Origin of the sequence: Streptococcus equinus (genome assembly GCF_049393805.1) — a bacterium.
Taxonomy (GTDB): Bacteria; Bacillota; Bacilli; order Lactobacillales; family Streptococcaceae; genus Streptococcus; species Streptococcus equinus.
In genome coordinates, this window is sequence record NZ_CP185763.1 from 637,694 (window position 1) to 650,907 (window position 13,214).

Annotated in this window: 11 protein-coding genes; 2 read left to right on the plus strand and 9 right to left on the minus strand. The window is 38.3% G+C overall.

What is annotated here, in order from left to right; all coding sequences use genetic code 11:
- Positions 1–11: 11 nt before the first annotated feature.
- The 7 genes from alr to ACN0NP_RS03145 all read right to left on the minus strand — a co-directional run bounded on the left by alr (position 12) and on the right by ACN0NP_RS03145 (position 9,659).
- A complete protein-coding gene (gene alr / locus ACN0NP_RS03115) occupies positions 12–1,118 on the minus strand; it encodes an alanine racemase (protein WP_021143068.1) in 1,107 nt (368 codons plus the stop codon).
- Positions 1,119–1,191: 73 nt separating this feature from the next.
- Positions 1,192–1,545, minus strand: coding sequence for a holo-ACP synthase (acpS, locus tag ACN0NP_RS03120; RefSeq protein WP_021143069.1), 354 nt, complete (start codon positions 1,543–1,545; stop codon positions 1,192–1,194).
- A 118-nt stretch (positions 1,546–1,663) separates the two neighbouring features.
- The gene (locus ACN0NP_RS03125; protein WP_423217539.1) at positions 1,664–2,719 is read right to left on the minus strand and encodes a 3-deoxy-7-phosphoheptulonate synthase; all 1,056 of its coding nucleotides are present in this window, start codon (positions 2,717–2,719) and stop codon (positions 1,664–1,666) included.
- A gap of 2 nt (positions 2,720–2,721) precedes the next feature.
- On the minus strand, positions 2,722–3,753 hold the full coding sequence (locus tag ACN0NP_RS03130) for a 3-deoxy-7-phosphoheptulonate synthase (RefSeq protein ID WP_021143072.1): 1,032 nt from the start codon (positions 3,751–3,753) through the stop codon (positions 2,722–2,724).
- A 91-nt stretch (positions 3,754–3,844) separates the two neighbouring features.
- Positions 3,845–6,367 (minus strand): preprotein translocase subunit SecA, encoded by a 2,523-nt coding sequence (gene secA / locus ACN0NP_RS03135; RefSeq protein WP_024343586.1) that lies wholly within the window; start codon positions 6,365–6,367, stop codon positions 3,845–3,847.
- Positions 6,368–6,664: 297 nt separating this feature from the next.
- The gene (gene scrK, locus ACN0NP_RS03140) at positions 6,665–7,546 is read right to left on the minus strand and encodes a fructokinase ScrK (RefSeq protein WP_126438092.1); all 882 of its coding nucleotides are present in this window, start codon (positions 7,544–7,546) and stop codon (positions 6,665–6,667) included.
- A gap of 154 nt (positions 7,547–7,700) precedes the next feature.
- Positions 7,701–9,659 (minus strand): sucrose-specific PTS transporter subunit IIBC, encoded by a 1,959-nt coding sequence (locus ACN0NP_RS03145; protein ID WP_134775608.1) that lies wholly within the window; start codon positions 9,657–9,659, stop codon positions 7,701–7,703.
- A 197-nt stretch (positions 9,660–9,856) separates the two neighbouring features.
- On the opposite strand from ACN0NP_RS03145, the gene ACN0NP_RS03150 reads away from it, so the two are divergent.
- Positions 9,857–11,296 carry a sucrose-6-phosphate hydrolase gene (locus ACN0NP_RS03150; RefSeq protein ID WP_423217540.1) on the plus strand — a complete coding sequence of 480 codons (1,440 nt, stop codon included), beginning with the start codon at positions 9,857–9,859 and terminating at the stop codon, positions 11,294–11,296.
- A 1-nt stretch (position 11,297) separates the two neighbouring features.
- Positions 11,298–12,260, plus strand: a complete 963-nt coding sequence (locus tag ACN0NP_RS03155; protein ID WP_021143077.1) for a LacI family DNA-binding transcriptional regulator — start codon at positions 11,298–11,300, stop codon at positions 12,258–12,260.
- Positions 12,261–12,346: 86 nt separating this feature from the next.
- Here ACN0NP_RS03155 and nusB read toward each other — a convergent pair whose 3' ends face one another.
- The gene (nusB, locus tag ACN0NP_RS03160) at positions 12,347–12,775 is read right to left on the minus strand and encodes a transcription antitermination factor NusB (RefSeq protein ID WP_021143078.1); all 429 of its coding nucleotides are present in this window, start codon (positions 12,773–12,775) and stop codon (positions 12,347–12,349) included.
- Positions 12,768–13,157: an Asp23/Gls24 family envelope stress response protein gene (locus ACN0NP_RS03165; RefSeq protein ID WP_021143079.1), complete on the minus strand. Its 390-nt coding sequence runs from the start codon at positions 13,155–13,157 to the stop codon at positions 12,768–12,770. The genes nusB and ACN0NP_RS03165 overlap by 8 nt, the downstream gene beginning before the upstream one ends.
- Between the last annotated feature and the right edge of the window lie 57 nt (positions 13,158–13,214).

Genomic DNA, 13,214 nt, shown 5'->3' on the forward strand with positions numbered 1-13,214 from the left:
CTTTTTATCTTTTATTTTGAATAGAAACGTGGAATTCGGTCACTCAATAGACATAGAACTTCATAATTGATTGTGCCACGTTTTTTAGCCAAATCAGTCGCTGAAATGACTTTGTCACCTTCTTGACCAATCAAAGTTACTTTTGTACCGATTGGGAATTTTTCAGGCAAGCGAATCGTAATTTGGTCCATTGACACGCGCCCAACGATTTCACAAAATTGACCATTCACAAGAACTGAGAAGCCTTGCAAATCACGTGTCCAACCATCGGCGTAACCAATTGGCACTGTCGCAATATATTCTTCTTTTTGAGCTGTGTAAGTAGCACCGTAACCAACCGTTGCGCCAGCTGGAATTGTCTTCACGTGAACAAGTGATGATTCCAAGCTAAGAGCTGGTTTAATCGGATAAGGGAGCTCAATATCAGTTCCACTTGGATTCAAGCCGTACATGACAATACCAAGACGAACAATGTTAAAAATAGTTTCACTGTGCCAAATACTTGTTGCTGAGTTACTAGCATGAACAAGTGCTGGTTTATCACTCAAATTGTTAACAATATTTGTGAAGAATTCAAGTTGTTCATTAAATTTAGTATCATCAGCTTCATCAGCAGTCGCAAAGTGAGTAAAGATTCCTTCGACACTTGCGCCAGCTTTTTTCAAATTAGCAATCAAGTTTTCAGCTTCGTCAAGACTACGCACACCGATACGTCCCATACCAGAGTCAACTTTCAAGTGAACCTTAACACCTTTAAGACTAATATCTTGCTCAATCGCCAAATCAAGCCATTCTTGGCTGGCAACTGTAAGCGTGATATCATAATCACGCGCCAAAGCAACTTCATTAGGCATAATAACACCTAAAATCAAGATAGTTTCTTCAATGCCTGCTTCACGAAGTTCAAGAGCTTCATCAACGTTAGAAACACAGAAACCATCCACCAAGTGATGCACAGCTTGTGCGACTTTTTTGGCACCATGTCCGTAAGCATTAGCCTTTACAACTGCAAAAGCTTTTTTTCCTTCTGGAATATTAGCTTTAACCGCCTCAATATTTTGACAAATAGCCCCCAAATCAATTAAGGCTCTTGTTGGTCGGTGTAAACTTGAAATCATTTTTTCTCCTCCAAAGCTAGTAAAAATTTATCGACTCATCCAACTTTTCATTTTTCAAACATTCAACAAACAATTATTTCTCTAAAATAACACTTGCTTGTACAAGGTTACCAGTGTGAGAAAGTGACACAAAGCAATTTCCCTCAAAAGGTGACTTGGTAATCACTGGCGCCCCAAGATCGTTACTGAGAATCTCAATATCCTTAAAACCAACTGCACCAATACCAGTACCCAGTGCTTTTGAAAATGCTTCTTTTGCTGCCCAGCGGCCTGCTAAAAATTCCATCTGACGCTTCTCAGCTTTAAACGCTGAAAAAATCTGAAATTCTTTGTCAGTCAAAATCCGCCTAGCAAATCTTTCATTTTTTTCATAAGCTCGCTTGATTGCATCTATTTCCTGCAAATCAATGCCATGACCAATAATCATACGTCTCCTTTGTGAAAAATGATTTAAACCAATTCAAAATCCTTATTAGCTTAATTCTTAACGATTTCCAAAACTAAGGAGCTGAGAAAATTCCCCAGCCCCATATGTTATTCAATTATTAGAATAGCAATTCTTCATAAGAATCATGACTTAAGGTTGCATGGATTTCACGAATCAATTTTTCAGTTTTATCCCATCCTAGACATGGGTCTGTGATCGATTTTCCAAATACCTCTGGTGTATCTTGGCGACCATCTTCCAAGTAAGATTCAATCATGAATCCACGTACATACTTGTTAATTTTATCACTCCAGTCGCGATTAATCAATGTTTGACGTACAATACGGATTTGTTCAAGATATTTTTTACCAGAATTGTCATGATTTGTATCCACAACGATGAATGGATTTTTAAGTCCCATTTCTTCGTAACGGTCAATTGCTTTCAACAAGTCATCATAATAGTAATTTGGCACATTTTCACCGTGTTCATTATTTGAACCACGAAGAATGGCGTGTGCCAATGGATTACCATCTGTTTCAACCTCTGCACTACGGTAAATAAAGTTTTGTTTATTTTGTGCGGCGTAGATACCGTTAAACATAACGTTTAAATTACCAGATGTTGGGTTTTTCATACCTGCCGGCGCATCAATTCCTGAAGCAACAAAACGATGTTCTTGGTCTTCTACAGAACGAGCACCAACCGCATGATATGATACCAAATCATCTACCAATGGCAGATTATCAGGATAAAGCATCTCATCAGCTGTTGTCAAACCAGTCTCTGTAATGACACGGTAATGCAAATGACGAACAGCAGCAATACCATTAATCAAGTCAGGCAATTTTGATGTGTCTGGCTGATGCATCAATCCTTTATACCCATCACCATTTGTACGAGGTTTTGCTGTATAGACACGCATCACGATAAAAATCTTGTCTTTTACTTCTTCTTGAAGTTTTGCTAGACGATGAGCGTACTCTAACACAGCATCTTCATTATCAGATGAGCAAGGACCGATAACCAAAAGAATACGGTCATCCTCACCCTTGATGATTTTCGCTAATTCAACATCACGTGCTTTTTTCTTAGCAAGAAAATCACCTTCTAATTTTGAAAGTCCTTTAACTTGTGCAATATCGATTCTTGCACTTTTTTGATGTATTCCCATAATTATTTACCTAGAGTTTCGTAGATTTCGTGTACAAGTTTCTCAGTATTATCCCAACCAAGACATGGGTCTGTGATTGATTTACCAAATACCTCAGGTTTATCTTGACGACCATCTTCTAAGTAAGATTCAATCATAAAGCCACGAACGTATTTGTTAATTTTTTCATTCCAATCACGGTTAATCAATGTTTGGCGGACAATACGTACTTGCTCTAAATATTGTTTTCCTGAATTATCATGGTTCGTATCGATAACGATGAATGGATTTTCAAGACCCATTTTTTCATACTGATCAATCGTATCAATAACATTATCATAATAATAATTTGGAATATTTTTCCCATATTCATTAAGCGCACCACGCAAAATAACGTGTGCCAATGGGTTACCAGATGTTTTTACTTCTTCACCATTAAACAAGAATGATTGTTTATTTTGTGCGGCATAAATACCGTTAAACATGACATTCAAGTTTCCAGAAGTAGGGTTCTTCATACCAGTTGGAACACTGATACCTGAAGCAACAAAGCGGTGCTGTTGGTCCTCAACTGAACGCGCACCGACAGCGATGTAAGATACCAAATCATCTACCAAAGGTAAGTTCTCTGGATAAAGCATCTCATCAGCCGTTGTCAAACCAGTCTCTGAAATCACACGATAGTGAAGGTGACGAACAGCCTTGATACCGTTAATCAAGCTTGGTGCCTCAGATGTATTTGGTTGGTGCACCAAACCTTTATAACCATCACCATTCGTACGAGGTTTTGCTGTATAGACACGCATCACCATAAAGACACGATCTTTAACTTCTTCTTGAAGTTTTGCTAGACGATGAGCGTACTCTAACACAGCATCTTCATTATCAGATGAACAAGGACCAATGACTAAAAGGACTCGGTTGTCTTCACCCTTAATGATAGCTTCTAATTCGCGATCACGTGCCTCTTTTTTAGCTAAAACATCACCAGTTAATTTTGATTCCTCTTTGAGAGCATCGAAATTAATCTTCTTACTTGTTGCTGTAAATGACATATATTTCCTCTCCTGAATTAGTTAAGATTTCATCTATTATACCATTTTCAAGAGCTTTTTCAATAAATTGTCAGAATTTTCTGTTGTTTTTTTAAAAATGTCTGCGACCGTGGCAATTTTTGAATTTTTTACCAGATCCACAAGGGCACAAGTCATTACGTTTAACGTTAGAATAATCAATGTCAGATTGTACTTGTACATCTTGAGCAGCGATATTCTTTTCAGCCATTGTCGTAGCACGTTCAGTAGTACGTTCGCGTTCTTGTTGGTGAATTTGTGCTTTCATCATTGTACGAGTCACATCAAATTCAATCGCACCAATCATAGCTTGGAACATACGGAAACCTTCTGACTGGTATTCAACAACTGGGTTGTTTTGTGCATAACCACGCAAACCAACTGATTGACGTAGTTGATCAAGAGCATCAATGTGATCTGTCCACTTGTTATCCACAACCATCAAAATCAATACTTTTTGGAATTCTTTAACAGCATCTTCATTTTGAAGTTTAGCGATTTGAGCATCGTAAACTTTCAATGCACGGTTGTAAAGATCTTCTTTGATTTCTTCGAAGTCTAATCCTTCAAGGTCAGATAGTTTAATAGAATCTTCAGCAACCAAGTTTGATTTAGCAAAGTTCAAGATAGCTTTGATACCTTCTTCGCGGTCTGCGCGGCTGTGGGCATCAACAGCACGATTAATCGTACGTTTAATCATTGCTTTGATTTCAGGAGCCAAATCACGGTCTGCAGTGATAACATCATGACGTTCAGCATAGATGATTTCGCGTTGTTCACGCATAACATCATCATATTGAAGGACTTGTTTACGAGTATCGTAGTTGTTACCTTCAACGCGTTTTTGAGCCGATTCTACTTGACGTGTCAACATTTTAGATTTGATGACTGCTTCTTCTTCATCAAGATTCATGCGATCAAGGAATGCTTTGATACGGTCTGAACCGAAACGACGCATTAAATCATCTTCAAGTGAAAGATAAAATTGTGATTCACCTGGGTCACCTTGACGACCAGCACGACCACGAAGCTGATTATCAATACGACGGCTTTCGTGACGTTCTGTACCGATGACACAAAGTCCACCAAGTTCACGTACACCTTCACCAAGTTTGATATCTGTACCACGACCAGCCATGTTAGTTGCGATTGTAACAGCACCGCGTTGACCAGCGTTCATAATAATTTGCGCTTCTTTAAAGTGGTTTTTCGCATTCAAGACTTCGTGCGGAATACCAGCTTCAACCAATTTCTTAGAAATAAGGTCTGATGTTTCAACGGCAACAGTACCAACCAAAACTGGTTGACCTTTAGCATGACGACGTTTAACATCTTCAACAACCGCTCTAAATTTAGAAGCAAGTGTTGGGTACAACAAATCTGGGTGGTCAATACGTGCTACAGGTTTGTTAGTTGGAATCGGAATGATGCGCATATTGTAAACTTCGCGGAATTCCTCTTCTTCAGTTTTGGCTGTACCAGTCATACCTGCCAATTTTTTGTACATGCGGAACATGTTTTGGTAAGTAATTGATGCACTTGTCTTAGATTCTTCTTGGATACGTACACCTTCTTTAGCTTCGATAGCTTGGTGCAAACCATCAGAGAAACGACGACCTTCCATTGTACGACCAGTAAATTGGTCAACAATCAAGATTTCACCATTTTCACTAACCACATAATCAATATCCAAAATCATAATGTAGTTAGCACGAAGAGCGTTATCGATATAGTGTGTTAATGCAACATTTTCCAAATCATAAAGATTTTCCAAGTGGAAATATTCTTCAGCTTTATCGATACCACTATCAGTTAGACCGATTGTTTTTGTTGGTACATCAATGACATAATCAACACTTTCAAGTGTTTTAACGAATTTATCTGCACGAATGTAAAGTTGACTTGTTTCTGAAGTAACTTGACCAGAGACAATCAAAGGCGTTCTTGCTTCATCAATCAAGACAGAGTCAACTTCATCGACCAAGGCAAAGTTCAATGGACGTTGAACCATATCTTCTTGGCGAACAACCATGTTATCACGAAGGTAGTCAAAACCGATTTCTGAGTTTGTTGAATAAGTGATATCACAATTATAAGCTTCACGTTTTTCGTATGGTGATTTAGCAGAAAGGTTGATACCTACTGAAAGACCTAACCAGCTATAAACTTCACCCATTTCAGTCGCGTCACGTGTTGCAAGGTATTCATTAACAGTGATAACGTGAACACCTTCACCTGCAAGTGCGTTAAGGTAAACTGGCATAGTCGCAGTCAATGTTTTACCTTCACCAGTACGCATTTCTGGCACGTCACCATTGTGCATAACAATACCACCCATGATTTGAACACGGTATGGATAGAGTCCAAGAACACGTTTTGCAGCTTCACGAACAACCGCAAAAGCTTCTGGCAATAACTGATCTAGCGTTTCACCATTTTGATAACGTTGTTTGAATTCTGGTGTTTTTGCTTTTAATTCTTCATCAGACAAAGCAGCCATCGCATCAGCGTATGACTCAACTTTCTTTGCAATTTTTTCTAATTTTCTTAGTTCGCCTTTATCGTTTTCGATAACAGTTCGTAGAATATTTGCCATCCCAATTCCTTTCGATAAACTTATCATCACATTTTATCATAAAAAGCGCTCCTATACAAGAATACGCTATCATGACAACTAAGCCATAGACTAGATAAAACGGTTTGATTTTTTAGTATTTATTAATAACATTCTAAGTATTTTCTGAGCATTCACCTGTTTCGATTATACTCTTTTTTCACCTTAACAACAAGAAAGCACTGTATTTCACAGGAATTATCAGTGTAAAAAAAGATTGAAGAGCAGCCCTGCAGGACTTTTCCTCAATCTCACTTACATCTTGTTAATCAAAATAAATTAACGTTCTGAAACTTTCTTAGCTAAGGCAAAGTTTCCAAGTGTTGCAGAACCATTTTCAGCAACTCCTGGTGTTACGATATATTCAGTAACATCTGGAACTGGTACATAATCATTTAACAAAGCTTTAAATTTATCGCGAACACGTTTTAACATGTGTTCTTGTGCCATAACACCACCACCAAATACGATGACTTCTGGACGGTAAAGAAGTGTTGCTTGAATAGCTGCTTGAGCGATGTAGTAAGCTTGAACATCCCACACGTCTGAGTTAAGTTCAATCAATTCACCACGAATACCTGTACGCGCTTCAAGTGATGGACCAGCTGCCATGCCTTCAAGACATCCTTTGTGGAATGGGCAAACGCCGTTAAAGTTATTAGCAACATCATGTGGATGTGGAGCAACATAAACGTGACCTGCTTCTGTGTGACCAAGACCGCCGATGAATTGACCGTTTTGAATAGCGCCAGCACCGATACCAGTACCGATTGTGTAGTAAACAAGGCTCTTAACACCTTTACGGACAATTGTTTCACCGTAAGCTGAGCTATTAACGTCAGTTGTGAAATAGAATGGGACTTTGAAGTGTTTTGAAATCAAGCCAACCAAATCAACATTAGCCCAATGTGGTTTTGGAGTTGATGTGATATAACCATAAGTTTCTGAATTTTTGTCGATATCAATCGGACCAAAAGAACCAATGGCAATACCAGCCAAATCTTCTTCAAAACGTTTAAAGAAAGCTACTGTTTTATCAATTGTTTCGTAAGGTGTTGTTGTTGGAAATTGAACTTTTTCAACAACTTGGAAATTTTCGTCACCAACAGCACAAACAAATTTTGTTCCACCTGCTTCGACACTACCGTATAATTTAGTCATGTTATCTCCCTTTTAAATGCTATTTTATACACAATATTATACAAAATTTCAAAAGATATATCAAGCATAAAAACGCTTAGATTGCTTTATTTCCAAGGTTTTGACTCCATTTAAAAAGAGGTGCCAAAGCACCTCTTAAAATATACATATATACTTATTTAAGTTCAAGTAACGCAGCACCTTCAGAAACTTTTCCTTGAGCAACTGGAGTTACTTCAGAGTAATCTGCAGTATTTGTAACAATAATCATTGTGGTATCATCAAGACCTGCTTGTGCGATAGCTGAGCTATCAAATGTTCCAAGAACATCACCTTTTTTAACTTTTTGATTAGCAACAACTTTTTGTTCGAAACCTTTACCTGCCATTGATACAGTATCAATACCGATGTGGATAAGGATTTCTGCACCGTTGTCAGATTTCAAACCATAAGCATGACCAGTTTCAAATGCAAGTTGAACAGTACCATCAACTGGTGAGTAAACTGTGTTACCTTCAGGCTTTACAGCGATACCTTTACCCATAGCTCCTGATGAGAAAACTGGGTCATTTACTGATGAAAGTTCTACAACTTGACCAGCAAGTGGGCTTACAACTGTTTCTTCAGAAACACCTGCTTGTGAAAGAGCTGATACTTCTTTAGCAACTTCTTTGCCATCTTTAACAGCGTGTTCGTCTGATTCGACTTGAGCTTTAGCAGCGTCTGCTGCTTCAGCCGCAAAGACACCTGCTGCTTTTGTTTTTCCGTAGAAGTATGTAAGTGCAAATGCAACAGCGAAGCTGATTAATTCACATACAACGTAGAATGGGATTGAAGAAGCGTTGATTGAAAGGAATCCAAGGAAACCTGCTGAACCAAGTGAAACAGCAACTACTTTAACCAAACCTGCAACTGCTGCTGCAACTCCTGAACCAATCAAAGCACAGAAGAATGGGAAACGATATTTCAAGTTAACACCGAACAAAGCTGGTTCTGTAATACCAAGAAGTGCTGATACACCTGCTGAAGATGTAAGACTCTTAGTTTTAGAGCTTTTAGTCAAGAACCAAATTGCAAATGTTGCTGCACCTTGTGCAACGTTAGCCATTGAAGCAACTACGAAGATGAAGTCACCATAACCAACACCTTTTGTCCATGCTGACAACAATTGTGTTTCAATAGCTGGGAATGATTGGTGAAGACCAGTCATAACGATTAGTGAATAAGTACCACCAAAGATACCCATTCCGATAAAGCCTGTTGTGTTATACAACCAAACAATAATATCAGTAATAGCGTTAGAAACGACCATCATTACTGGACCAATGACTGTAAATGTCAAGAATCCTGTAATCATTACTGACAACAATGGTGTGAATGTAAAGTCAACTGATGATGGAAGTTTTTTGTGGAAGAATTTTTCCAATACAGATAGCAACCAAACAGCAGCCAATACTGGGATAACTTGGTAAGCGTAGTTTGTTTGTGCAACATGGTAACCAAAGATATTCCAGAATTCAGAAGCACCACCAAGATCTGGTGTTGTCATGATCATACCAATAGCAGCACCCAAGAATTGGTTAGCGCCGAAACGTTTAGCAGCTGAGATACCTACTAAAATTGGCAAGAACATGAATGGCGCAGCTGACATCAATTGAATCATTGCAGAAATACCATCAATAGCTGGGTACATTTCTTCAATTGATTTAGGACCGAATAATCCTTCAGCTGTCAAGAAGTTACGTAATGCCATCAAAAGACCACCTGCAACAAGCGCAGGAATAATTGGTACAAAGATATCTGATAGCAATTTAATCAACGCCATGATTGGGTTGAATTTTTTACCACTACTTGCAATTTGTTTCAAGTCATCAGTGGAAACTTCTGAAAGCCCAGTTTCTTTGATTAATTCATCATAAACAAAGTTAACATCACCTGCACCGATGATTACTTGATATTGACCATCAATTTTAAAAGTACCTTTTACATCTGGATTGTTATCCAAAGCTGCTTGGTCAACTTTTGTATCATCCTTAAGTACGAGACGAAGACGTGTCGCACAGTGTGCAGCTGCAACAAGATTGTCTTTTCCGACTGCCTTAACGACGTCAGATGCTACCTTACCATAATCCATTACAGTAACTCCTTTATATAAAAAATTTGTGAACTATTTTTGTAAGCGTTTCACTTAACTACATTTACATTTTATCATAAAAACGTTTTATGTCAAGCGTTTATCATATTTTTTTATTTTTGGACGAAAATAATTGATTTTTAGGGCGAAAACGTTTACTATATTACTATAGATAGTATTTACAAAGGAGAAAAAATATGGATTTACCAAAAGAAGTGCGTTACCGTCCTTATGAGGATTGGAGCACCGAAGAATTGGCAAAAATTAACAACAATGTCAAAAAATCTCCTTGGCATGTTAGTTACCACATCGAACCAAAATCAGGGCTTTTAAATGACCCTAACGGTTTTTCATTCTTTAATGGAAAATACACATTGTTCTACCAAAATTGGCCATTTGCTGCTGCTCATGGGCTTAAACAATGGGTTCACACTGAATCTGAAGACTTAGTTCACTTCCATGAAACAAACGTAGAACTTCGTCCAGATACTAAAAACGATAGCCATGGTGCTTACTCTGGTTCAGCCTACGAAATCGACGGCAAACTCTTCCTATTCTATACAGGAAATGTCCGCGATGAAAATTGGGTACGTGACCCGCTTCAAATTGGCGCATGGATGGACAAAGACCGCAACATCACTAAGATTGAGAACGTTCTCATCCACCAACCCAAAGACGTTACAGAACACTTCCGTGACCCACAAATCTTCAACTATAAAGGTCAATTCTACGCAATCGTAGGCGCTCAAAACCTTAACGAATCAGGCTTCGTGAAACTTTACAAAGCTGTTGACAACAACGTCGAAAATTGGGAAGAAGTTGGAAATCTTGACTTTGATAACAGTGGTTCAGAGTACATGATTGAGTGTCCAAACCTTGTTTTTGTTGATGATAAACCAGTTCTTATCTACTGCCCACAAGGACTTGATAAAGCTGAACTTGATTATCGCAACATTTACCCAAATACCTACAAAGTATGTCAATCGTTTGACACAGAAAATGCAAAACTAGTCGGAGCTTCTAACATTCAAAATCTTGATTACGGTTTTGAAGCCTATGCGACTCAAGCATTCAACGCTCCGGACGGTCGTGCGCTTGCTGTTAGCTGGATTGGACTTCCTGACATCGACTATCCAACTGACCAATACGATTACCAAGGTGCTCTTAGTCTTGTTAAAGAACTTTCTATTAAAGATGGTAAACTTTATCAATACCCAGTAGAAGCAATCACTTCTCTTCGTGATTCTTCTGAAACTTTCGCTGACAAAGCACAAACAAACAATACTTATGAGTTAGAGTTAACATTCCCTGCAAATCAAAAATCAGAACTTCTGCTTTTTGCTGATGACAAAGGAAATGGACTCAGCTTGACTGTAGATACTAAAGACGGTAAAATTATCCTTGACCGCAGTAAAGCCGGTGTTCAATACGCTACAAAATTTGGTACTACTCGAGAATGTACAATCGATACGAAAGAAACAACAGCCAATATTTTTGTAGATAATTCGATCATTGAAATCTTTATCAATAAAGGAGAAAAAGTATTTACTAGCCGTATCTTCCCAGAAGCTGGTCAAAATGGAATTACACTTAAATCTGGAGACGTCACTGGTACATACTTTGATTTGAAATACTAATATGGTAGCAAAATTAACTGACGTTGCTGAACTTGCTGGGGTAAGCCCAACAACCGTTTCACGCGTTATCAACAACAAAGGTTATTTGTCAGAGAAGACAAAACAAAAAGTCCAAGAGGCCATGAGAACTTTGGGATATAAACCAAACAACCTCGCCCGTGGACTCCAAGGAAAATCAGCCCAACTTATCGGCTTAATCTTCCCTAATATTAGCAATATCTTTTATTCTGAGTTAATTGAATATCTTGAAATCGAGTTATTCAAACATGGTTATAAAACGATTATCTGCAACAGCGAAAATGACCCAGCCAAAGAACGTGAATACATTGAAATGCTTGAAGCTAACCAAGTTGACGGCATCATTTCATCTAGTCACAACCTTGGCATCGATGATTACGAGCGCGTCAGTGCACCAATTATTGCTTTCGATAGGAACCTAGCTCCAAACGTCCCTATCGTTGCTTCAGACAACTTTGAAGGTGGAAAACTGGCTGCTCGCACGCTTCAAAAAAATGGTTGCGAAAACATCATCATGATTACAGGGCACGATAATACTGACTCACCAACCGAATTACGTGCACTTGGATTTTCATTCCAAATTCCTCACGGAGAAGTCTTTAAAGTTCCTAACAACTTATCCACAATTCGACGTGAAATGGAAATTAAATCAATCATCGCAAGCAATCGTCCAGACGGGATATTTGTTTCAGATGATTTGACAGCCATTTTGACAATGAAAATCGCTAAACAGCTAGATATGAACATCCCTGATGATTTAAAAATCATTGGTTATGATGGCACATCATTCATTGAAAGTTACTTCCCACAGTTGACTACTATCCGTCAACCAATCGATGAAATCGCAAGTCTACTTGTCGATATTCTCCTAAAACGCATCAAAGGTGAAAAGACAAACAAAGACTACATTTTACCTATCTCATTGATTCCTGGGGGAAGCATTTAAAAAGAACAGGCTAAGCCTGTTCTTTTATATTACACTTTTTACTTATCCACACAACAAAAAAGAGATGTGTATAACATCTCTTTTTATTATTCAGTAACAAACTGACTCAATAAACCATTGACGAATTTTGCTGATGTTTCGTCTGAATATTTCTTAGCGATTTCAATGATTTCATTGACCGCAACACGACCTGGTGTTTCTTCGAAATATTTTACTTCGTAAAGACCTAAACGAAGTAAAGCTTTATCAGTCAACGTTAAACGTTCTAGTGACCAGCCTGCTTTTAAGTGAGCTTCAATTTGTTGGTCAAGCTCTGCTTGCATGTCGCAAACACCCTTAACAAGATTAAGAAGAAAGACTGGAACTTGAACATCTTCATCTTCTTCGATTGTCTTATCGTAAGTATATGCAAATTCAGCAGCCGCTAAATATTCTCCACCAAATTCTAGGCTAAAGAGCGCTTGGAATGCACGCTCACGGAGGTCACGTCTTGAATTTGTAAAATTATTAGTCATCCAAGAAATCCTCGTCAAACAATGCTTTCAAATCAGGTTTTGGTGTTTTCTCAGGAACGATTCCTTCAACGTGGATATTTACAGATGAAATAGTCACTTCTGCCATATCGTAAACCGCAGTTTTAACAGCTTGTTGAATTGCGATTGAAACAGCAGGAACGTTGACACCGTATTGAAGATAAACATAGATATCAGCGTTAACTGTTCCGTCTTCTTCAGTGTGAAGATATACACCTTTACCTAAAACTGTTTTGCTGAAGCTGTCTGCCATGGCTTTGTTACGAAGTGAATGAACGCCATCGACTTTCGCTGCAGCGATACCTGTGATAACTTCTAGTACTCGTGGTGAAATAACAATATCACCGATATTTTCAGTTGTCATAAGCATTTCCTTTCTAATTAATTTTAAGGATTAAAAGTAAAGAGAGCGGTGCCCTCT

What these genes read in the sequence shown, in the direction of transcription:
- ACN0NP_RS03155 (WP_021143077.1), top strand. Translation starts at nt 11,298, where the DNA reads ATGGTAGCAAAATTAACTGACGTTGCTGAACTTGCTGGGGTAAGCCCA.
- alr (WP_021143068.1), bottom strand. Translation starts at nt 1,118, where the DNA reads ATGATTTCAAGTTTACACCGACCAACAAGAGCCTTAATTGATTTGGGG.
- ACN0NP_RS03150 (WP_423217540.1), top strand. Translation starts at nt 9,857, where the DNA reads ATGGATTTACCAAAAGAAGTGCGTTACCGTCCTTATGAGGATTGGAGC.
- ACN0NP_RS03130 (WP_021143072.1), bottom strand. Translation starts at nt 3,753, where the DNA reads ATGTCATTTACAGCAACAAGTAAGAAGATTAATTTCGATGCTCTCAAA.
- secA (WP_024343586.1), bottom strand. Translation starts at nt 6,367, where the DNA reads ATGGCAAATATTCTACGAACTGTTATCGAAAACGATAAAGGCGAACTA.
- ACN0NP_RS03145 (WP_134775608.1), bottom strand. Translation starts at nt 9,659, where the DNA reads ATGGATTATGGTAAGGTAGCATCTGACGTCGTTAAGGCAGTCGGAAAA.
- acpS (WP_021143069.1), bottom strand. Translation starts at nt 1,545, where the DNA reads ATGATTATTGGTCATGGCATTGATTTGCAGGAAATAGATGCAATCAAG.
- ACN0NP_RS03125 (WP_423217539.1), bottom strand. Translation starts at nt 2,719, where the DNA reads ATGGGAATACATCAAAAAAGTGCAAGAATCGATATTGCACAAGTTAAA.
- scrK (WP_126438092.1), bottom strand. Translation starts at nt 7,546, where the DNA reads ATGACTAAATTATACGGTAGTGTCGAAGCAGGTGGAACAAAATTTGTT.
- ACN0NP_RS03165 (WP_021143079.1), bottom strand. Translation starts at nt 13,157, where the DNA reads ATGACAACTGAAAATATCGGTGATATTGTTATTTCACCACGAGTACTA.
- nusB (WP_021143078.1), bottom strand. Translation starts at nt 12,775, where the DNA reads ATGACTAATAATTTTACAAATTCAAGACGTGACCTCCGTGAGCGTGCA.